Below are 22,298 nucleotides of genomic sequence, written 5' to 3' on the forward strand. Positions count from 1 at the left end.
TGAGCCGGATAAGTTTGCCCATTTTCTGAAAGGAGGATGAAGATGGATTTTACATTAGAAGATATCAAGGACTTCTGCGGGGATACCTTTTATAAGCGTGGGCGTTCCTATTATAATTCGGGGCAGGTAACCAAACTGGTATTCGATGCGGAGAATAACCGCTATACGGCTCAGGTAAAAGGAAGCAAAACGTATCGGGTGAAGATCGACTTTTATTATCATATCGTCGGAGTGGCTGAAGTCTACTGTACTTGTCCCGCCTATGAGAACTATGACTGTTGTAAGCATGTTGCAGCAACACTCATTGCAATCTACAAGCTGAGGCTGCTTGAGGCTAAGGAAGGAGTGAATGGCGAAGCAGGAAAGCCTGTACAGCGGGCCGCGCAATCTCCGGTTGCACCACCGGCTCTATCTCCAGCGCCCGTAACTTCTTCTAAACGTGCAAGCAAGTCCAACTATCAACAGACGGATCTCTTAATCTCCTCAGTAGCCCAGCTGGGTCAGACAAGAGACCGTGAGCAAGAGCCTGTGTTATTTGGTGATGCGGAGCAACTGCAGTTTGAATTCTTCTTGAATTTGCCTGATTACCAACACAAGGGCCTTACGCTTGAAATGCGGGTGGGCTATAAACACCGGTATGTCGTGACGAAGCTGGGCCAATTCCTGGAGCATCTGGAGCAACGCAAGCCTTTTTATTTCACCATGAAATTCACCTTTGATGCGCAGCAGCAGCAGATGAACGTGGCCGATCGGGAATTCCTTGAAGTGATGCTCCTTCTAAAAAAATCCGAGAAACTCGTTAAATCCAGCTTGAATCCATACTATAGTCAGACGGAGACTGACGAGAGAACGCTGACGGTCGCTCCGCTGGCTTGGGACAAGCTCAAGCCGTTGTTGTCAAAAGTCAATGTGACCCTAAGAGGTGTACGTCTACCGGAGGTGCGTGCTGTTCTCGCGGACCAGCCTCCGCCGCTTGAATTCTCGATCGGACAAAAGAAGAAGAAGGAATATATTCTGTCCGCTTCCGAGCTAGATACCTTCACCCTGCTCCCAGACTATTCAATGCTGATTAAGGATGGGCTGATCCATGAGTTGGACCGGGATACCTTCCATATAATCGCACTACTCCAGCAGCATTTCAAGGCAACAGGAGAGATTGCAGTTGCTCCCGCACAGATAGGGCCAGTGATGCAGCAGGTACTGCCAGTATTAAGGAAGCTTGGGGAGGTCCGTGTCGAGCAGTCCGTACATGAGCAAATTGTGGAGCCTGAGCTAAAGGCTAAGCTCTATCTGGATTATGCAGACGGGACGATCATGATCCGGCTGGAATTTCATTATGAGGACATCGTGATTCATCCGCTGGAAGAGAAGCAGGGGGAAGCGGCGCACAAGTCCAAGATTCTGATCCGTGATTTCCAGCAGGAAAACACAATCATTGCAGTTCTGGATCAATCTCCGCTAAGGCGGGAGGGCCAGTACTGGGCTTCACGAAGTGAGCCGGCCATCTACGACACACTGTTTCAGGTGGTGCCTGCTCTGGAGGATCATGCAGAACTGTTCATCTCCACGGCTGTCCAGGAGCTGCTTCTGGAGCGTAAAGTCTATCCGAAGGTCAATGCGGATCTGAATGAAGGCTTGGATTGGCTGGAGATTTCGTTTGGGCTGGAGGGCTTGGATGAACAGGAGACAGTTCGGGTCATGCAGGCGATTGTGGAGAAAAAGAAATATATCCGCCTGCGCAGCGGGGCTTTTCTGCAACTTGAAGGAGATCGCTTCAGCGAATTCGGCATGATTGCCGAGCGGCTCAATCTCAGCAAGAAGGAAGTGAAAGGCTCCCGCATTCATCTGCCCTCCGTTCAGGCTCTTCAACTCCCCGAGCGGGGAGACGGGTTCAAGCATACGAAGTGGGGCAAGTCCCTCCGGGAATTCCTGGAGCAGCTGCGGGACCCGGAACGTATGGAGTTCGAGCTGCCGGATGAGCTGAAGCCTGTTCTCCGGGATTACCAGGCCAAGGGCTTCCAATGGATGAAGACCTTGTCGAAATTCAGGTTCGGCGGGATTCTTGCAGATGATATGGGACTAGGTAAAACCATTCAGAGTATCGCCTATATCTGCTCCGAGCTGGCTGAGATGCCGTCCAAGGTACAGGGGAGAGCTCCGGTGCTGATTCTGTGTCCGGCATCCTTAACCTATAACTGGAGCCATGAGTTCGCCCGGTTTGCACCAGCAGTCAACGTACTGGTGGCGGAAGGGCAGAAGGAGGAGCGCAGTGGACTGCTGGAGGGAAAGGCCGCAGAAGAAGCGGATGTGATTATTACCTCGTACCCTCTTCTCCGCAGGGATATTGATCTGTATTCTGGTATAACCTTTCATGCGTTAATTCTGGATGAAGCCCAGGCGATCAAGAATTCGGCCTCCCAGACGGCCAAGGCAGTACAATCGATTCAGGCTGCACGAAAATTTGCTTTGACCGGCACACCGATTGAGAATTCGGTGGATGAGCTGGAAGCTATTTTCAGCACCGTCTTCCCGGCGCTGTTCACCGGACGATTGATCTTCAAGGAGCTGCCTGCCGGACGTATCGCCAGCATCGTGTCCCCTTTTATTCTGCGGCGGCTGAAAAAAGAAGTTCTGGAGGAGCTGCCGGACCGCATAGATACTGTACTGCGTACGGAGCTGCTGGATGAGCAGAAGCAGGTATATCTCGCTTATTTATCCAGGCTACGGGAGGATACCAAGCAGGACTTATTAGCCGAAGGCTTCCACAAAAGCAGGATAAAGATTCTGGCGGGCATCACCCGCTTACGGCAGATCTGCTGTCATCCTTCGCTGTTCATCGAGAATTATACGGGTGGCTCCGGCAAGCTGGAGCAATTACTGGAGACGGTGAAGGAATGCCGCGATTCAGGCCGCAGAATGCTGGTGTTCTCGCAATTCTCCAGCATGTTAGCGCTGATCCGGCATAGCCTGGAAGAAGCGGGAGTGGAGCCCTTGTATCTGGACGGCTCCACTCCGGGTAAGGAGCGGGTGGAGTTGTGCAAGCTTTTTAATGAAGGTGAAGGTGAAGTGTTCCTGATCTCGCTCAAGGCGGGAGGAACAGGGCTGAATCTGACTGGAGCGGACACGGTGATTCTGTACGATCTGTGGTGGAATCCGGCAGTCGAAGAGCAAGCCATTGGAAGAGCGCACCGGATGGGGCAACGGAATGTAGTACAGGTGATTCGGTTAATCACCGAAGGTTCCATCGAGGAGAAGATGCTGGAGCTGCAGCAACGCAAAAAAGATCTCATTGAAGAGATCATCGAAGCTGGTGAGAACAAGACCACCCGGCTGTCGGAGGAGGATATCCGCGAGCTGCTCCGGGTGTAGGAGGCCCGTACCTATTTTCCCCGTAGATGCACTTCTATGGGCTGTGTTTAAAAATAGGGGGGAGTATCAGTTTATGCTTTTGTGATGGTTAAGAAAGCTCCAGTGAGACAAGCCAGGGAAATTGCTATCACATTCAGGTTTATATAGTGATTATTTATGCATCTATGTAACTAAGTTTCCTTTATATTACTTACTGAGGGTAAACATTTAATAATGGAGGGTATTAAGTTGCGAAGGAATTGTTTAAGGAAACTGTTATATATTTCGTTTTTTATTTTCGGCCTGACTGTTAGCAGAGTACATATCGCAAATGCAGAGAACGAGGGAATATCCATAATTATTGATGGGAAGGCAGCAGACTTATCTAAAAAACCAGTAACCATAAATAATGTGAATTATGTACCATTGCGTGGAGTGTTGGAGCAAATGGGTGTGAGTATCCGATGGGATCAGAGCTCATCTACAATAAGAGCAAGCAAAGGTGCGCAATTGATGGAATATACACTTGGAAACTCATATGCGCGTATTAATAATAAAGAAACGGTTATATCTGCAACTCCTAGAATTATTGATGGTGCAATTATGGTTCCCCTTAGGTTTGTCGGAGAGGCCTTTGGAGCAGCGGTAACTTGGAATTCTAAAGATAAAAAAATCTTAATTTCTTCTGATGAAATTCTGCTCACTTCGATTTCACCTGAGACAACCGGGAGTTCTGCCTCCAATCTGATGAATAACAGTTTTGTAGTTAAACAAGGGAATTGGATTTATGGACTTGAAAATGAGCAGTCGGGTTATCCTAGTGGTGGGAATGGCGGTTATCTCTATAAAGTAAACGAGAATGGCGGAGCAATCATTGCACTAATCTCTTCACAAGCCCGGATGCTGAATGTTCAAGATGATTGGATTTATTATATTGGTATGGGTGGGGTATATAAAATACGCACAAATGGCAACGAAGCGACTCGGCTTACCGACTCACCGTACTCAACTCAGTTGTATCTTATGAACAATTGGCTATTCTATAATACGGAAGATGGGATTTACCGATTGCAAACAGACCGGCCGGGAGCAATGGCAATACGTGTTGTTGATAATAGCAATGTTGATGAATTTACTGTTTCGCAAGGGTGGGTCTATTACAAGGAATTCCGTGAAAACGAGCAGGCTGGAATGCTGGGCCGAATCCAAATTAACGGAATGGACCCAATGGATTATGGCAGACTCGATTATGAAGGCCTTACGGTACAGGGTGAATACATCTATTTTAACTATGCCGAAGAAGATATGATGAAGATTGGGAGAATGCCTATAAAGGGCGGAAAGTTACATCACATAGCTGAAGCTGAAGGTTATAATATTTCAAATAACGCATTATATTACGCCAGAGGTTCTTTGCTCTATCGCTCTAATTTAGATGGAAGTGACAGTGAACTTTTGGCTAACCTTGAATTCTGGTCAATGCCTTTAAAGTTCATAGTATCAAATGACTCCGTATTTTATGAAAAATCAGTTTTTGATGAATCTGGCAAATTCGCGTCTGCGGTTTACTCAGTAGATTTAACGGCGAAGACAGGAGCTAGTTTATTTGGAAAAGTGCTACCCAAAGAGCAACAATCTACTGATTATATTAATCCGTATAATGGTAGTTATGAAGTTATCCAATATGCTCAAAGAGTATTACAACAAACACTTCTCCCTGCCATGACTCCACGTGAAGAAATAAAGGCACTGCATGATTATGTTGTGAAGAATACGGCTTATGATTACGATAATTTTCTAAAAGACACAGTGCCAGAAATGTCTCGTACAGTGTATGGTACTTTGTTAGAACATAAAGCGGTCTGTCAAGGGTACGCATTAACTATGAACTTACTATTAGAATTGGCTGGTATTGAAAGTTATTATGTAACAGGAGTAGCTAATGGAGGAGCTCATGCCTGGAATGTCATTGTCTTGGATGGCGTATACTACCATTTAGATGCTACTTGGGATGATCCTGTGCCCGATAGTCCGGGAAATGTCAGATATGATTATTTTATGATATCGGATGAAAAGATGGCTCTTGATCATAATTTTGATAAAGAAGAAATTACAGATTTAATAGAAGCAAGAAGATCGATGTTGAAAGAAAAAACAAGGATAGATAAAGTGAAGATTAACTTTAAATAGCCCGTACCTATTTTCCCCGTACATGCACTTCTAGGCACCTACCCACATAGAATAAAAGGACCATGAACCCGTAGTTCTCCTTGCTGACCGGTTTCATTGTACATGTGCGGGAGGTGTCGCCAAGTTGCCTGGAATCATAAGCACGATTGCGCTGCTGATCAAAGAACTGACGCTGCTGGTATCTTACGTAAGGAACAACGCTTTTCCCCAGCCTCTATCGGAGCAGGATGAGAGCAAATACTTAGGCATGATGGCCGAGGGAGATGCCAAGGCACGGAACCTGCTGATTGAGCATAACCTGCGGCTGGTTGCCCATATAGTGAAGAAATTCGACAACACCGGCGAAGACATGGAGGACCTCATCTCCATCGGCACCATTGGGCTGATCAAGGCCATCGAGAGCTACCGCCCGAACAAGGGCACGAAGCTGGCTACTTTTGCGGCTAGATGTATAGAGAATGAGATCCTGATGCACCTCCGGTCACTCAAAAAAACACGTAAAGACGTATCCCTCCACGATCCGATCGGGACGGATAAAGAGGGTAACGAGATCACCCTGATCGATATCCTCGGCTCGGAAGCGGATGATGTGATTAAAGAGGTCGATCTGAAAATTGAGAAGAGCAAGATCTATCGGAATCTGGATATATTAGACGATCGGGAGAAGGAAGTCGTCGTCGGCCGCTTCGGCCTGGACACCGGCGGGGAAGAGCGGACGCAGCGGGAGATTGCGAAGGAGCTGGGGATCTCGCGGAGTTATGTGTCGCGGATTGAGAAGAGGGCGCTGATGAAGCTGTATCATGAGTTTTATAAGGTGAAGCGGTAAACTCTTAATCAATTTATAAAGCAACTTGTCTGCGGATGAGTTGCTTTTTGTTTTTCAAACTTAATTTTGAACAGGTTTTGTTTTACGGATATATCGTCCTGGAGATACCCCTTCTGACTTCGTAAATTGTTTGGTGAATGAATATATATCCCCGTAACCAAGGCTAACGGCTACGTGTTTGATGGGAAGTCCGGATAGCAGCATCATTTTTGCCTGTCTCATTAAATGTTCAGTGTGGTACCGCTTAGGGGAAATCCCGGTAGTCTCTTTAAAAAATTTCCGGAAGTTCTCGTAGCCCATATTCACGGCAGATGCCACCTCCTGAATATCAAAGTGAATATCATTGGAGACACTAATCAGCTCGCAGGCTTTTGTTATTTTACTTTCAATTTCATTGCTATGAGCATTATGAATGCTACTGTGCAATCTGATAATCAAATCCTGAGACTTCATTAGCAGGGAGGGGAGACTTTCATCTGTTGCACTTTTCAAGGCTTTCAGCAAGGAAGCAAAATCAAAGAGAAAATCATTCGTATGCTGTGTCGATTGGACTTCCTTATCGGAATTAATAATTCCAAGTGTCTTTAAGTATGAATAGACAGGATATCCGACACTGATATAAAACTCGATCCAATTCCCATCTGGTTCAATTGCAGTAGAGTGCAAACGTTCAGGTAAACGTTGAACAAGATCACCTGCTTGCATAGGAGTAACGGTACCGTCCGCAGAAATAAATGTTCCACTGCCTTGCAATACCACAAAACAGCTGTAATATCCTATCTTAAAATCATATTGAGAACGCTCTGCTGATCTTTTCCGCATAAAGCCGCAAGATAAAATACCCTGATTAAAGTCTTTGCCGATACATCGGTAGATTACATCATTTTCATTAATGTCTGCAAAATTCATGTATTCACACTCCTACCAAAATGGATAAATGAAATACCATACTCAACATTTAATATTAGGAATTTTCCTTATATTATAGGGGTATCTACATTGAAAGATCAACCAATTAGAACAATGGATGGGAGTGTTATTTAAGCCGATGAAGCTAAGCAGAGATTGGGAAAATCAATATGTTACTCAAAAAAACCGTTATCCCATGCATGAGCCCTACGGAGTATACGAAACCGTTGAACAGGCTTTAAGCGGAGACCGGAGAAAGTCTAAATACGTAAAAAGCCTGAATGGAATGTGGAAGTTTAAAATGTTCGGATCTCCCGATGAAGTAACGGATGAATTCTATAGTCCTGAATATGATGTTTCCCATTGGGATCATATTCCGGTTCCTTCCAATTGGGAGCTTTCGGGGTATGGAAAACCTGTATACACCAATATGTTGTATCCTTTTGTTCAAAAAGGGGAGGGTTCAAGTCACGAAATTCAACTCAGGAATAATGAATACATTTTGAATCCGCCTCATGTTCCAGAGAGTAACCTTACCGGTTGTTACGTTAGAACGTTTGAAGTTGACGAACATTTTAACGAAAGGGATATATTTATCGATTTTGGAGGTGTAGAATCGTGTTTTTATCTGTGGTTAAACGGCAAACTGGTTGGTTATTCTCAGGATAGTAAGCTTAACGCTTCTTTTAATATCACGGATTACATTCAAAAGGGACAAAACCTTATAGCTGTTCAGGTGATGCGGTTTGGAGCCGGGACTTATCTGGAGGATCAGGATTACTGGCATCTCTCGGGGATCTACCGGGATGTTCTCATTTATGCAAAACCACGTATGCGCATTCATGATTATAAGATCGAAACCCTCTTTTCAGGGAATTACAACAATGCCGAATTAAAAGTGACGGTTGCACCTAATAATCAAGTGAATGGTTATGGTGAGGCTCATGTGCGGTTGTCCCTGTATGATAGCGAACAGAAATTGGTTACTGAGTTTGAAACGCCAAAGTTTGCGGATTGTGATTCCTACCTGCGAGAAAAATATGTAGCAAAGGTTACGAAAACCATTTCAAATCCTCACTTGTGGAGCGACGAGAGCCCTTATCTCTATAAATTGGTGTTAGAAATGATTGATTTGTCTGGAAATGTAGTTGATATTGAGAGCGCGAATGTCGGCTTCCGTGAAGTGAATATCGATCGAAAAGGGGTCCTGAGAATTAATGGGAAGCGTCTCATTATACGGGGAACCAATCTTCACGCCTTTTGTCCTGAAACAGGACGAGTCGTAACAACAGAATATATGCGCGAGCAAATCAAGGTCATGAAATCGCTGAATATCAATGCGGTAAGAACAAGTCACTATCCGCACGCAATCGAATGGTATGACTTGTGTGATGAACTGGGCATTTACTTGGTGGATGAAGCCAATATTGAAACACACGGTCTTGGCGGCCAGTTAAGCGCATCCCCCGAATGGACAAATGCGTATATGGAACGGGCTACACGGATGGTTCTGAGAGATAAAAATCATCCATCCATTATTCTCTGGTCTCTGGGTAATGAATCCGGTTATGGAGCGAATCATGCTGCGATGTACGGCTGGATTAAGGAGTATGACAAAACAAGGTACGTTCAGTATGAGTCTCTGAATCCTCCGGCAAACATCTCCGATATTATGGCGCCTATGTATCCTCAGAAAGATTGGATCCTGGATGTCATGGCTGAAAGCGAGGATTTGCGTCCTTTTATTATGTGTGAATATGCGTATGCGAAAAGTAACAGTAACGGAAACTTTAAGGAATTTTGGGATCTCATTCATAAATTCCCGCGGTTTCAAGGAGGATTTATTTGGGATTTTCAGGATAAAGCGCTGGTTAAGCAGGATAAAGACGGAAATAAAAAGTATGTCTATGGCGGGGCATTCCAGGAAGAGGTTACTGATCCTGCACCTGATATGTGCCTGAATGGTATAGTTTTCCCAGATCTCACTCTCAAGCCGGCTGCGAATGAAATCAAAAATGTACAAGCTCCTATCCAAATGGATTACATGCCTGGGAATGATGGCTATCGAATTTATAATCATTACACGCATCGGGATTTAAGCCATTTGAATATGGCTTGGGAACTGGTTTGCGATGGCAATGTGATAGAAAGCGGTAGTTTGCCTAAATATCACACAGCGCCCGGATCCGTTGATAAGCTTCAAGCACCATACGATTCGTCTAAAGTCTCCGGGGAAGCTTTTCTTAATTTCTATGCTTATTTGGACGAGGACACCTTTTATTCTAAGAAGGGAACCTGTATTTATGCCTGCCAGATAGAGATTAAGGATTCTGTGAATAAAGTGCATACCGGAGATATAGAAAAGGATAGCTTGAAGTATGATGAAACGACAAATGAAATTCATATCTATAATGAAAATACAACGGTTCTTTTCTCGAAAGAAACCGCAGAGTTCATCTCTGTAAAATACAATCACAAGAATTATTTCACGGGAGGAACCAATAACTTCTATCGCCCTCCAACAGGAATTGATGGAGGTATTCATCTTGAATCGTCCAATTATGCAGATGAATGGATAGCTCTCGGGCTCCATTCCAATGAGAAAGAAATCAAGAGTATTCGGGTATTTGCAGCACCGGCTGCTGTTATCATTCAAGTTAATTGTATCTATCATGGATGCATTGAAACCAAAACCAATTATACCGTCGGCGGCAAAGGGATAGAAATCACCAATACAGTTGTGAACAATGCCAAGGTCGACACCCTCCCGAGAATTGGGCTAAGCTTTAAGTTCTCGGATGCCTGGAAGAAGATGAAATGGTATGGCCGCGGGCCATGGGAAAACTACGCGGATCGTAAATCTGCCGCATTCGTTGGAGTATATGAGAGCACTGTAGAACAGCAGCACGTACCCTATATCTTACCGGTAGAATGCGGTGGTAAGGAGGATGTCCGCTATTTATATTTGTCATCCAATGAACAAGAAGTAAAAGTATCGGCAGCGGGACATTTCCATTTTGATATTCATGGGCACAGTATTGAGCAATATGACAACGCCGCCTATGAAGACGAACTGGGAAATTCAGATTCTGTTTATCTTCATATTGATCACAAACATGCAGGTCTTGGCGGAGATACCGGCTGGACCAAAAATATTCACGATCCCTATCAAATTAAGAAAGGTATCTATGTTTATACGGTAACTATAGAAATCATTTCTTAAGAAAAACTAATTTTTGACTGGCTGAGTAAGGGAAGGATTGTGAAAGAGGTCCGGTTCAAGCAAGCTGGGAAATCCGTAGACCGGATATATTACCGTATTGGGGTATTATAGGGCGAAGCGGTGAGAGACAAAGCAGACCTGCCATAGGCGGGTCTGCTTTGTTGGTTTATAAACAATGTCACATTTAAATAACGAGTAATAAACCAAGAAGAGGTTCGGGTTTATTGATATTTACAGCATCTTCAATTAAGCTCCCGGAAGCGCTGGGGCGTATTTGCCTCGAATTTTCGGAAGGTGGAGATGAAATGGCTCGCGTCCAAAAAACCGACAAGTGTGGCAATGGCTTTGATGGTCAGGTGTTTGTCCAGGATCAGGTGCTCCTTGGCCTTTTGAATGCGTAAATGAATCAAATATTGGTAAGGGCTCATCCCGGTGGTTATGCGGAATAAATAATTTAGCCGCTGCGAACTGAGGCCGGTGAACTCGGAAAGATTGGCCAGACCGATGCCGGGATCATGAAAATTCTTCTCCAAAAACTGAATCATGGGTAGCAGACGTTTCGAATGCTGGGAATAGGAGCGCTGGTTATCCACTTGTCCAAAGCGCTTTAGATCGATCAGGAAGCGATAGACGAAAGCCGAGCTGTCCATTCCGCTGAATTCGGATGGCCGTTGCTCCAGATGGCGCGTTCTGTAATGAATCTTGGACAGCCTGGAGCCGGGCTCCCAGCTAATGACCGTAGATGTAGCCAATCCCAATGAGGAGATAATGGTCGGAGCTAAATTACCATTGAAGGTAACGTACCAGGTGGACCACGGGTGTGATAAGGTGACATAACGATGCGGGACATGCGGAGGAAGCAGGATTCCCTGGTTCGGTCCAAGCGTAACCGTGGTTCCCGAACATTCGAATTGGCCTTCCCCGCTTACCGTATGCAGCCAGTGATAGCAGTGATAGCCCTCTGGCCGGTCAAATTCCTCTTGCCATTCATTATAGCCCGTCAGTTCTATATAAATCGGCAGCGTCCGATCCAAAGTGGTGACGAGAAATTGCTTCATGTAATGCTTCATATAACGCTCCATGGACCATCAACAACTTTCATTTTTTTATATGATACTTTAATTTTACCTGATTTTACTCTGAACTGCCATCCCTTATAATCAAGACAAAGTTTGAACGAAATGCAGCACCTAACCTTCTGTTTATTGGATTGGAATAATGGCTAGAGGTCTGTTTATCCTTCATCAACAGTTTTGAAAGGGTATTCATTTTCATTCCGCTACAGTTATTGCTTGTCTGAAGCAGCAGTGATAATCTTATATAATTTTAAGAATGGATTATTCAGTTTAAGGGGGTGATTCGCAGTATCGTTGTACAGCATGAATAAAATAGAGGGGGCTTCAAGGATGGACGGGAAACGCAAAACCGTAATTTTAATGTTAACGATCATGGTCATTATACTGTTAGCCGGATGTTCGCAAAGTAATAACGGTAAAAAAGAAAGCGCTACCACGTCGGCTGGTGTATCGGGTACAAACGCAACGGATCCGACGGACTCATCCGGACAAGGCAAGCCTATCACTGTCAATCTGTTCGCCGGCACATCGAGCACCAACGGGAATATGGATACCAACTGGTTCACAACGTATGCCGAAGAGAAATTCAATATAGATATTAAATGGTCAACTGTACCTAACACGGATGTTACGACCAAGCAGCCGCTGCTGCTGGCCAGCGGTGATTATCCTTCGATCTTCTGGGCGGGGCAGTTCACCAATGAGGACCTGCTGAAATACGGCAAGCAAGGCGTATTTGTGCCCTTAAACGATCTCCTGAAAGAGTATGCGCCTAATGTCTGGAAGGAAATCGAGAACACTCCGGCGCTCAAGCAAGGGGTATACGCTCCGGACGGCAACATTTACGGCCTGCCGTTCTATAACTACTGCCTGCATTGCTACTACTCCAGCAAGCTGTGGGTATATGAGCCGCTCCTGGAAAAGTACGGTCTTAGTATTCCGGCGACTACGGATGAATTCGAGCATATGCTGGAGGTTTTTAAGTCGAACGGCATCCTGCCGCTTACAGGGTCCACGGACGGCTGGAACTCCGATCCGACGACGTTCCTGATGAATGCCTTCGTGTATAACGACGGCGGGAACCGCCTGGAGATGAATAACGGAAAGCTTGAATTTGCCGCAATCAAGGATGAATGGAAAGACGGGCTGTCCTATATCAACCGTTTGTACAGCAAAGGTCTGATCAGCAGTGCGGCATTTACCCAGACGAATGACGTACTCAGCAAGCAAGCGGTCAATCATGAAGTTGGCGTAGTGCCTTGGGGCTGCATCAACTGCGTCGTCGGGGCCGAGAACATGAGTGAAATCATTGACTGGGTCACCATCCCGCCGCTCAAAGGTCCGGAGGGCGCCCAATACGCGGCATTCAGCGGCAATGGTGTCAGTGGAGCCGTCTTCACCATTACGAATAAAGCATCAGAAGAAGAGAAAATTGCCATCATGAAGCTGCTGAATTTCATCTGGACGCCGGAAGGTGCGACCATGGCGAACATGGGGCCGGAAGGCGAGTACTGGACTAGAGCTAAGGAAGGTGAAACCGGACTGGTCGGGACACCGGCGCTGTTCGATATTGATTTTCAGCCGCCGACACCGTTCACCCGGGGCTGGAATCAGTTGGGGCCGATCTACCAGTCGGAGGAATGGCGCAACAGCATCGTCGCCAAATCTCCGTTCACACCGGATGGCTCCGGCTCGGAAGCGCTGCTGCACTACTATACGGAGAAGGATTACAAAGGCAAGCAGCCGGCGCAGGTTGTGCCAGCGTCGATCTGGATCGATCCCGCCAAGTCGCAGCAATATTCCCAGCTGAAGACGAACCTTACTTCGTACGTCAATCAATGGACCGCCGAGTTCATCGTCGGCAATAAATCGATCGACAAGGACTGGGATGCATATGTGGAGGGCGTGAAGAAGCTGGGTCTGGCAGACTTCCTGAGTATCACTGAAGAAGCAATCGTGAGCCCGTTTGATACGAGCAGCTACCAGCGCGATGATGCAGTGGTGAAGAATCTCGAATCGCTGCAATAAAGCGGCATGGGCATCATCCGCTCCGCGGTATTCCGGAGCGGATGATGCAACTTTTTAAGCGAGGAATGATCGACGATGAAACCGAATTCTGATATCCGGCAACGCATAGTCCGGCACTGGCCGCTGTACGCGATCATCGCGCTGCCGACAGCTTTTCTGCTCGTGTTCAGCTATTGGCCGATGATTGGCGTTCAGATTGCCTTTCGCAACTTTAATCCGGTTCAAGGGATCTGGGGAAGTCCCTGGGTCGGCCTTCAGCAGTTCGAGCTGTTTCTCTCATCACCGTATTTCTGGCCGCTGGTCAAGAATACGCTGGTCCTGAGCCTGTACTATCTGATCGTGTCGATCCCGTGCTCGCTTATTCTGGCGCTGGCGCTGAATGAAGTAAAACACGTCCGCTTCAAAAAAACCGTGCAAATGTTTACTTACGCGCCGTATTTTATCTCGACGGTTATCCTGGTCGGTATGGTCCAGATCATGCTGTCTCCGACGAGCGGCCCTCTAGCGCTGTTCTCAAGTCTGCTCGGCAACAACAATCCGCCCAATGTCTTGGCAAGCGCCGACAGCTTCTCGTCAGTCTATGTATGGTCAGGCATCTGGCAGGAAACCGGGTATGCGGCAATTATCTATCTTGCGGCTTTGGCCAGCGTCAATCCTGAATTGTACGAGGCGGCAAGAATTGACGGAGCCAGCCGGCTGCAAAAGATCCGCTATATTGATCTGCCAGGCATTAGCTCCACCATTATTATCCTGCTGATTCTCAGTGTGGGCGGGCTGCTGAGTATCGGCTTCGAGAAAGTATTCCTGCTCCAGAACAATCTTAATCTAAGCAGTTCGGAGGTTATATCCACATATGTGTACAAGATCGGACTGGTTAACGCCGACTTCAGCTTTGCGACAGCGATCAGCTTATTCAACTCTGTCATCGGCCTGATCCTGATTACCGCGGTCAACTATAGCGCCCGTAAAGTTTCAGACAGCAGTCTGTTCTAGGTTAGGAGGAAATTTGATGCGTCGCATATCTGCAATTCGGGAGTCCGGCTCAGACCGCATCTTTTTATTTTGCGTGTACACCGGATTAACAATAGTTCTGCTTTTGGTGTTGTACCCGCTGATCTTTATCGTCAGCTCCTCTTTCAGCTCGGCAGCGGCGGTACAGGGAGGCAAGGTCTGGCTTCTGCCGGTTGATTTCACGCTGGACGGCTATATCGGTGTTTTTCAATACAATGCGGTGTGGACGGGATTCTTCAACTCGCTGTTCTACACGGTAGGCGGTACCCTGCTGAGCGTATCGCTCACCGTCATGATGGCGTATCCCTTGTCCAGAAAAGAGATGGTGGGCCGCAACATCTGGATCTGGGCGATTCTGTTCGCTATGCTGTTCAACGGAGGACTCATTCCATTCTATCTTGTCGTCAAGAATATGGGGATGCTCAATACGCCATGGGCGATTATCGTGCCGTCGGCACTCAATATTTACTCGATTATCATTGCGAAGACATTCTTCCAGAATTCGCTGCCGAAGGAAATGTATGAGGCTGCCCAACTGGATGGCTGCGGAGACTTCAAGTTCCTGACCCGCATCGTCTTGCCGTTATCTAAGCCGATTCTTGCTGTCCTGATGTTATGGTCGGCGGTGGGATTATGGAATTCGTATTTTAATGCAATGATCTTTCTGAATTCACAGTCCCTGTATCCGCTGCAATTGGTGCTTCGCCAGATTCTGGTCGAGAACAAAATCGACTACACCAGCATGTCGGCGTCGCTGGACCCTCAGCGGTTGACCATGATGAAAAACATGGAGACGCTTTTGAAATATTCACTGATCGTCATTACAACCATTCCGATTCTGATCATTTATCCTTTTGTGCAGAAGTATTTTGTGCAAGGGGTCATGATCGGCTCAGTTAAAGAATAGTGACAAGCGTACTACCTCTCTCTAAAACACAAAGCGTATTGGAGGAACGTTCAATGAAGACATCTGCTAGGGTCAAAGGACCGTTTGAGCCGAAGCTTGCTTCCCTGCAAACCTTCGAATGTCCAGCCTGGTTCCGGGATGCGAAGCTGGGAATCTGGTCACACTGGGGAGCGCAGTCCGTGCCGATGTTCGGTGACTGGTACGCCCGTAACATGTACTTTGAAGGTTCGGCTCAATACCGCTATCATATCCGTCATTACGGCCATCCGTCGGTCTTTGGCTACAAGGACATTGTCCAGCTCTGGAAGGCAGAGAAGTTCGATCCCGAAGAGCTGATGGATCTGTATCAGGCTGCGGGTGCCAAATATTTCGTGGCGCAGGCGATGCACCATGACAACTTCTTCAATTACGATTCCAGGCTGCACCGCTGGAATTCCGTTCAGATGGGACCCAAGAAGGATATCGTGGCCTTGTGGAAAGCAGCAGCAGACAAGCGGGGCTTGCCATTCGGCCTGACCGAGCATCTTGGGGCAACGTTCAGCTGGTTCCAGAGCAATAAGGGACAGGATAAGGAAGGCCTGTACAAGGGTGTCCCATACGATGGCAATGATCCGCAATACGAAGACCTGTACCTGCCCAACCAGATGTATTATCACACAGATAAAAAGATGTACGATCTGGATCCGTGGTATGCCACCGAGCCGGAGTGGCATCAGCGCTGGCTGGATGTGATGATGGAGCTCATCGATCTGTACCAGCCGGATCTGCTGTATTCCGACGGAGCACTTCCGTTCACTGACATCTTTCAGGATGCGGCCACTGCGCCGGATGAGGCGGTTATGGCGGCAGGGCTTCAGGCAGTTGCCCATCTCTATAACAGCAGCGCCGCCCGTAACGGAGGCGTGAATAAGGCGGTCTATAATCAGAAAGACCGCAGGAAAGCAGTGTACACGATTGGCGTCCTGGATATTGAACGCAGCCAGGAGCCGGGTATCAAGGAAGAGCCCTGGCAGACGGACACCTGTGTCGGCGACTGGTTCTATAATGCCAAGGCCGTATACAAGAGACCGGATCACGTGATTGAAATCCTGATCGATATCATCTCCAAGAACGGCAATCTACTGCTCAATATACCCCAGAGGCCGGATGGAACAATTGATGATGAATGCCGGTATATTCTTCAGGAGATGGCTCAGTGGATGGCTGTATCTTCGGAAGGAGTCTACGGGACGAGGCCGTTCCGCGTGTCTGGCGAAGGGAATTCGCGCGTGGTTATCGAGCAATACAAAGAGGACAGGGTGGAGTGGGATGCGACGGATTTCCGGTTCACGCAGAAAGGGAATACGGTCTACGCCTTCCAGATGAAGGCACCCGGTGACCGGATGGCTGTCATACGGTCATTCGGGCCGGAAGAACGGGTTAGACACGTGCGTCTGCTCGGTGCAGGACCTGTAGAATTCAGCCAGGCATTAGGCCTGCTGGTTGTATCTTTGCCGGAACATCTGCCGACGCCGTACGTGCATTGTCTTGCGGTCGAACTGGAAGGATAGAGAAAGCGGGTATCATCCTCATTCAAGGATGATACCCGCTTTTGCTTCACTGTCCCAAACAAAGTCTGATCAGATCCTCTTGGAGTATGAAAAGTGTTCTAGGCCAATACTTCCATAGGGTGCGAACGGATAGTCGATCGTAATACGCCGCACTCAACTCATGACGTCCGAGCTGCTAACTGTGACTTTACTTATTCTTGGAAGAGTGCAGGCAAGATAAGTTCACTTACGGCGCCGTTTTGATTATAAAAGCGCCATTTTGCTTTTCCCTCAAATAACAAGGAGAGACGCTGCAGGGTATTACTGACTCCAATATGCTCAGCCTTGCTATCAACTATAGCTTTCCCTTGATTCAATTGCTCTAGTTGAGCTGCAGGATATCCGTTTCCTGTGTCGGAAATCATTATTTTCGCAAATGGGTAGAAATCGAGTTCGATCGCGACAATTTTAACTGAAATATGTGTTGATTTATCGGGTTGTATAGCATATTTAATGGAGTTCTCCACAAAATTTTGAATAAGCATAGGTGGAACAAGCATATCCTCGATCATCTTATCGGTTTCAATGGAATAGGTAAACCTGTCTTTATAGCGGATTGACTGAATCTGAAGATAAGTGTTAACATGTTTGATTTCTTCATAAAGTGGGAGCAAATCGACCTCTATTTTGATCATGTACCGATAGAAGTCCACAGAATGAACAATCAATTTCTGAGCGGTCTGAGAATCTCCATTCTCCAGGAGATTATAAACCATATTTAACGAATTAATAATGAAATGAGGTTGGATTTGAAGTTGAAGATTCCGAAGTTGTGACTTTTGAGCCTTGATTTCTTCTTCGTAGACACTTATTTTCAAATGCTGAACCTCATCGATCATCTGGTTAAATGTCTTATTGACAATGGCAATTTCATTGGACGCGCGGTAATGGGGAATCCGGTATTGCAAATCGCCTCGTTGAATATGTTTCATGGCTTTATTCAATTTCTGTAGCGGTTGAACAACTGTAATTCTCAAAATATAAAAAACAAAGGGAAGCATCAAGGCAACGATTACAGATATTGCCACTACATACTTCTGCATGAATGGAAGGGTCCTCAATAACTCATTGAATGGTATGATTTCAATGAAGGTGATGGGTGCAGCAGAGGAAGAAGCTGTAACAACCAAAGCATTATCATGTTGTGAAAGTTTGGGGTTTACAACATCCCCCTCCGCTACCAGTCTTAGGGATTTGCTTTCCTGATTAGGTACAAAGTGACTTAAAAGCCTGTCCAGATTAACATAAGCCCCGGTTAAAACGCCATTGCCATTTTTAATGATTTTTAGCATACTGAAGTGATTGTTGATATTCATAAGTTGCCAATTTGATTTCAGATTATCTGCATCTTCAGCATGGGCGGTATTTAAAACATAGTTTTGGATGTCACTTCGTTCTTTCAATTCTAAGGTGGCCTGGCTTCCCGATATAAAACTATCATCAGTATAGACAAATAACATATCGATGCTGCTGCCTATATTTATAATTTTCTCAGAGAGAGTCAGGCTAATTCTTTGCTTAGCTAACATGGAGTCTGTTTCATTATTGCTCATTGCCAACTGGGGATCATTATCAAACAACGCTGTAGTAGTTATAAAGGTGGTTGCATTATTAAGCTGATTGTCAACCTGAAACCAATAGGACTCTAACATATTTTCATGAGTGCTGTGCACTTGCCCCAGCAGTGTAGACCGGGATTCATAATTGTTGTAAATAAACATCCCGATTACCGGTATAAGGAGCGTGAAGATGGATATGAGTTTGAAAAAAATAGAGTTATAGAACTCCTTATGATAAAATCGCTTCATCGCTCGGCCCCTTATTGTTTGTGATTAAACTACCGTGCTACAGTACATCATATTGTAGGATTAAATCAAGAAAAAAATGCAACAGGAGGTTCATAATCATGAATGTGCTGATAGTTGATGACGAGCTGAGTGCCATAGAAGCTGTGCGTAACGGTATACAGTGGGGAATGATCGGAATTGAAAATGTATTCACCGCAATGAATGTGCAGGAGGCTACTCGCCAATTCGATAATGTTCCAATAGACATTCTGCTTAGCGATATCGAAATGCCGATGGGTACAGGCCTAGAATTGTTGAGATGGGTAAACACGCATCATCCCCATGTGAAATGCATCTTTATGACTTGTCATGCAGATTTCCGCTTCTTACAAGAAGCTATGCAATTGGGGAGTGTTAACTATATCCTGAAACCTTTGAATTTTGATAAAATGGAGCTCGTTCTAAAGGAGACGAAGGACAATATCCTGGCGGACCGGATTCTGAATGAAAATAGTAACTCTTGGATCCAGAATAAAAAATCTGTAGTAAAACAATTTTGGAAAGACTTTTTCCTTGGTGAGATATCGCCGAATAAAGATAGCCTGACGAACTACTTTCGACAGAAACGATTGGAAATTAATCTGGAGAACGCCTATCTTCCTATTCTGATTGTGACGAAGAAATTCACGGAGTCTGTAACCAAAGAAGACCAAAAACTGCTGCATTACGCTTTGAGGAATATAACGGAGGAGATTTTTGTAATTCCTGGAGTTGCTGAAGAGGTGATCCCTTTTTCGGAAACGACCCTATTAGTTATGCTAGAGATGGATGCAAGCCAAGATGAACATCGTCTATATAATCAAATTAATGATTGTTGCCGCCAATTAAGTGATACAGCTGCGAAGTACATTAAGGAGATTATCTGCTGTTATATTGGCGATAAAGATACTATTTATGAAATGCCCTCCGTTATTGAAGCGCTGCAAGAGAGGGATTTTAATAACGTAATTCATGAATCCGAAGTATTCTATCTGAAACAAGAACGCCGTACGCATAGTTCAGTACAATCAGAATTCCCTATTGCCCAGTGGAGAGAATGGTTAAGGCAAGGAAGATATAACCAAGTAGAGGATGATATTACGACCAGGTTAACCTCAAAAGAACAAAGACTCAAGATTAACCGGGAATTTTTGAATAAATTCATTAGAGATTTCTATTATTTGATCTTTGGATTTACCCATGATCGAAGTATCTTTATTAATGAGCTGTTAGGCGACGAGGAATCTAATCAATTATTTGAGAACGCTTCGGAATCATTAGAAGGTATGCTGAAATGGGTGAACCATGCCATAATTCTCATGCGGAATTTTGATAAGGAAAATGCAAATAGAGATCTACCGGTTGAACAGACAAAAAAGTATATCGATATTCATCTTTCTGAGGAATTATCGATGGAATTAATTGCACAGAATGTGCATCTAAATGCCGATTACCTGACGAGAATTTTTAAAAAAGAGGTAGGCATATCGATTAGTAAATACATTATCAACAAAAAAATGGAAGTTGCAAAAGAACTTCTAATCCATACTGACAGAAGTATTGGGGAGATTGCTTCACTTGTCGGATACTACAATTACTCGAGCTTTAATCGCATCTTTACCAAAGAGACGGGAATGTCTCCTCAAGAATTCAAAATCAGGAACAGAAATTAAACGATATATTAAAAGTCGGTTTTTGTAATCTATATAGTCGGAACAAGTATAACGTAGGCGTTCCCCCGCTTATTATAATGAAGACAAGACAGAAAAAATAAATCCATTTACTATGAGGGGGAAATAACATTGAAAAAAATAACACCTGTATTACTGGCAGCCAGTCTAACGCTAGCCTTAGCAGGATGTGGAAACGGTAACAATTCGAATTCATCAGCTACAAACAACGGGAATGGTTCACTAAGTGAAGGTGTGGAGCCTGGGGGAATTGATTTCAAGGAAGAACCGTACACGATAAAAGTCAACTATGCGGTACTGGGGCAAGAACAAGTGGATCTGCCTAAAATCGAGGAAAAGGTAAATGAAATCACTCTAAAAGAAATTAATGCAAAAGTCGATCTTGAAGGTGTTAGTCTATATAATATGGCCAATGCATATGCGCTAAAAGCTTCCAGCGGCGAGAAAACAGACCTAATGCTCCTTATGCCCGGAAGTGCTTATCTCGCTCCGTTTGCGAACAACAAAATGATTCGTCCCATTGACGATGAACTTGCGAAGTGGGGACCCGCGCTTAAAGAAACGTTGGGGGATATAATCAAAACTGGCCAATTCAACGGGAAGCAATTCGGGATTCCGCAAAAGATGGATCAAAAACTTACATTTGGCTTTAATATGAGCAAAGCAGTCTTGGATAAGTACAATATTGATCTTACTTCTATTCAATCGATCGCTGACATGGACTCCGTGTTGGCCAAGGTTCACGAGGGGGAACCCAAAATGATCACGTTTGCTCCTGAAGTAAGTTCGTCCAATATTACAAACTCCCTGGTATATGGAGATGGGCTCGGGAATTCATATGGTGTGCTCATGGATGGCAGCGGTACGAAGCTGGTGAACATGTATGAATCCGAGCAGTGGATGAACACAGCGAAAAAAGTTCGAGAATGGTACAAAAAAGGGTATATCTCCAAAGATGTAAGCACTTCGCAAGATGATGGCGCTGCGCTACTTGAGAGTGGAAAAGTTTTTGCAACAGCAGCTAATTCTGTCGGATTTGCTGGCGGGTTCTCGCAGCCCATTGAGCAGAAAACAGTGGCATTGCATCCGCCTGTTCTCTCAACTGTAGATTCGCAGTTATTCGTTTGGGCGGTAGCCTCTTCTAGTAAACGTCCCGACAAGGCAGTTCAATTCCTGAACCTGATGAACTCCAATGTTGAGTTGTCGACCTTGCTTCGTTTTGGTATTAAAGGCGAACATTACGAGATCAACGAAGACGGGACCATTGATGAGTCCAAAAATACAAATTACAATCAAAACAGCTGGCTGATGTTCGGGGATTATGATCAATTACCGTTAGCTGCTAAATTTGTTGAACCAACCGGTCTTTCCGTCGAGGAATATAAAACGAAACTGAAAGAGTGGAATGACAAAACGGCGAAATCTCCTGGGTATGGATTTATATTCGATCCGACACCCGTAAAAACGGAAATCTCGGCATTGGACGCTGCTAGTGAACAATATGTGAAGGTGATAGGCAACGGTGCTGTGGATACGGATGAAATGGCTAAGACATTTAATGAAAGTTTATATGCAGCAGGCCTGCAAAAGGTAATAGATGAAAAACAGCGTCAATTAGATGCTTGGCTGGCACAAAACGGGAAATAAGTCAAACGATAATGATCATAATTGGAG

At 45.3% G+C, this 22,298-nt stretch carries 13 protein-coding genes; 10 read left to right on the plus strand and 3 right to left on the minus strand.

What is annotated here, in order from left to right; translation table 11 throughout:
* Positions 1-42 precede the first annotated feature (42 nt).
* The 3 genes from MKY86_RS05770 (at position 43) to sigK (ending at position 6,364) form a co-directional block, all read left to right on the plus strand.
* Positions 43-3,369 (plus strand): DEAD/DEAH box helicase, encoded by a 3,327-nt coding sequence (locus MKY86_RS05770; protein WP_340826572.1) that lies wholly within the window; start codon positions 43-45, stop codon positions 3,367-3,369.
* Positions 3,370-3,582: 213 nt separating this feature from the next.
* Positions 3,583-5,538 (plus strand): stalk domain-containing protein, encoded by a 1,956-nt coding sequence (locus MKY86_RS05775; RefSeq protein ID WP_083684655.1) that lies wholly within the window; start codon positions 3,583-3,585, stop codon positions 5,536-5,538.
* Positions 5,539-5,662: 124 nt separating this feature from the next.
* Positions 5,663-6,364, plus strand: a complete 702-nt coding sequence (sigK, locus tag MKY86_RS05780) for an RNA polymerase sporulation sigma factor SigK (protein WP_036691086.1) — start codon at positions 5,663-5,665, stop codon at positions 6,362-6,364.
* A gap of 60 nt (positions 6,365-6,424) precedes the next feature.
* On the opposite strand, the gene MKY86_RS05785 is transcribed toward sigK, so the two are convergent.
* Positions 6,425-7,273, minus strand: a complete 849-nt coding sequence (locus MKY86_RS05785) for a helix-turn-helix domain-containing protein (RefSeq protein WP_076076744.1) — start codon at positions 7,271-7,273, stop codon at positions 6,425-6,427.
* A 139-nt stretch (positions 7,274-7,412) separates the two neighbouring features.
* Here MKY86_RS05785 and MKY86_RS05790 point away from each other — a divergent pair, with 139 nt between their 5' ends.
* Entirely contained in the window at positions 7,413-10,496 is a 3,084-nt protein-coding gene (locus MKY86_RS05790; protein WP_076076742.1) for a glycoside hydrolase family 2, read from the plus strand.
* Between the two features lie 242 nt (positions 10,497-10,738).
* Here MKY86_RS05790 and MKY86_RS05795 read toward each other — a convergent pair whose 3' ends face one another.
* Positions 10,739-11,566 (minus strand): helix-turn-helix domain-containing protein, encoded by an 828-nt coding sequence (locus MKY86_RS05795; RefSeq protein WP_076076739.1) that lies wholly within the window; start codon positions 11,564-11,566, stop codon positions 10,739-10,741.
* 336 nt (positions 11,567-11,902) lie between these two features.
* Here MKY86_RS05795 and MKY86_RS05800 point away from each other — a divergent pair, with 336 nt between their 5' ends.
* The 4 genes from MKY86_RS05800 (at position 11,903) to MKY86_RS05815 (ending at position 17,068) form a co-directional block, all read left to right on the plus strand.
* Positions 11,903-13,600 carry an extracellular solute-binding protein gene (locus MKY86_RS05800; protein ID WP_076076737.1) on the plus strand — a complete coding sequence of 566 codons (1,698 nt, stop codon included), beginning with the start codon at positions 11,903-11,905 and terminating at the stop codon, positions 13,598-13,600.
* 75 nt (positions 13,601-13,675) lie between these two features.
* Positions 13,676-14,593 carry an ABC transporter permease gene (locus MKY86_RS05805; RefSeq protein WP_076076734.1) on the plus strand — a complete coding sequence of 306 codons (918 nt, stop codon included), beginning with the start codon at positions 13,676-13,678 and terminating at the stop codon, positions 14,591-14,593.
* Between the two features lie 16 nt (positions 14,594-14,609).
* Positions 14,610-15,518, plus strand: a complete 909-nt coding sequence (locus tag MKY86_RS05810; protein WP_076076731.1) for a carbohydrate ABC transporter permease — start codon at positions 14,610-14,612, stop codon at positions 15,516-15,518.
* Positions 15,519-15,571: 53 nt separating this feature from the next.
* Positions 15,572-17,068 (plus strand): alpha-L-fucosidase, encoded by a 1,497-nt coding sequence (locus tag MKY86_RS05815; protein WP_076076715.1) that lies wholly within the window; start codon positions 15,572-15,574, stop codon positions 17,066-17,068.
* 191 nt (positions 17,069-17,259) lie between these two features.
* Here MKY86_RS05815 and MKY86_RS05820 read toward each other — a convergent pair whose 3' ends face one another.
* Positions 17,260-18,915 (minus strand): sensor histidine kinase, encoded by a 1,656-nt coding sequence (locus tag MKY86_RS05820; RefSeq protein ID WP_076076712.1) that lies wholly within the window; start codon positions 18,913-18,915, stop codon positions 17,260-17,262.
* Between the two features lie 98 nt (positions 18,916-19,013).
* Between MKY86_RS05820 and MKY86_RS05825 the strand changes: the two genes are divergently transcribed.
* Positions 19,014-20,606, plus strand: coding sequence for a response regulator transcription factor (locus tag MKY86_RS05825; RefSeq protein WP_076076709.1), 1,593 nt, complete (start codon positions 19,014-19,016; stop codon positions 20,604-20,606).
* A gap of 129 nt (positions 20,607-20,735) precedes the next feature.
* Positions 20,736-22,271 carry an ABC transporter substrate-binding protein gene (locus tag MKY86_RS05830; RefSeq protein WP_076076706.1) on the plus strand — a complete coding sequence of 512 codons (1,536 nt, stop codon included), beginning with the start codon at positions 20,736-20,738 and terminating at the stop codon, positions 22,269-22,271.
* The last annotated feature ends 27 nt before the right edge of the window (positions 22,272-22,298 follow it).

This window comes from Paenibacillus sp. FSL R7-0333 (assembly GCF_038000365.1).
GTDB classification, from domain to species: domain Bacteria; phylum Bacillota; class Bacilli; order Paenibacillales; family Paenibacillaceae; genus Paenibacillus_AQ; species Paenibacillus_AQ silagei.

Coding starts and splice junctions, on each gene's coding strand:
- MKY86_RS05825 (WP_076076709.1), top strand. CDS start 19,014: ATGAATGTGCTGATAGTTGATGACGAGCTGAGTGCCATAGAAGCTGTG.
- MKY86_RS05785 (WP_076076744.1), bottom strand. CDS start 7,273: ATGAATTTTGCAGACATTAATGAAAATGATGTAATCTACCGATGTATC.
- MKY86_RS05770 (WP_340826572.1), top strand. CDS start 43: ATGGATTTTACATTAGAAGATATCAAGGACTTCTGCGGGGATACCTTT.
- MKY86_RS05795 (WP_076076739.1), bottom strand. CDS start 11,566: ATGAAGCATTACATGAAGCAATTTCTCGTCACCACTTTGGATCGGACG.
- MKY86_RS05810 (WP_076076731.1), top strand. CDS start 14,610: ATGCGTCGCATATCTGCAATTCGGGAGTCCGGCTCAGACCGCATCTTT.
- MKY86_RS05775 (WP_083684655.1), top strand. CDS start 3,583: ATGGAGGGTATTAAGTTGCGAAGGAATTGTTTAAGGAAACTGTTATAT.
- MKY86_RS05820 (WP_076076712.1), bottom strand. CDS start 18,915: ATGAAGCGATTTTATCATAAGGAGTTCTATAACTCTATTTTTTTCAAA.
- MKY86_RS05805 (WP_076076734.1), top strand. CDS start 13,676: ATGAAACCGAATTCTGATATCCGGCAACGCATAGTCCGGCACTGGCCG.
- MKY86_RS05800 (WP_076076737.1), top strand. CDS start 11,903: ATGGACGGGAAACGCAAAACCGTAATTTTAATGTTAACGATCATGGTC.
- MKY86_RS05790 (WP_076076742.1), top strand. CDS start 7,413: ATGAAGCTAAGCAGAGATTGGGAAAATCAATATGTTACTCAAAAAAAC.
- MKY86_RS05815 (WP_076076715.1), top strand. CDS start 15,572: ATGAAGACATCTGCTAGGGTCAAAGGACCGTTTGAGCCGAAGCTTGCT.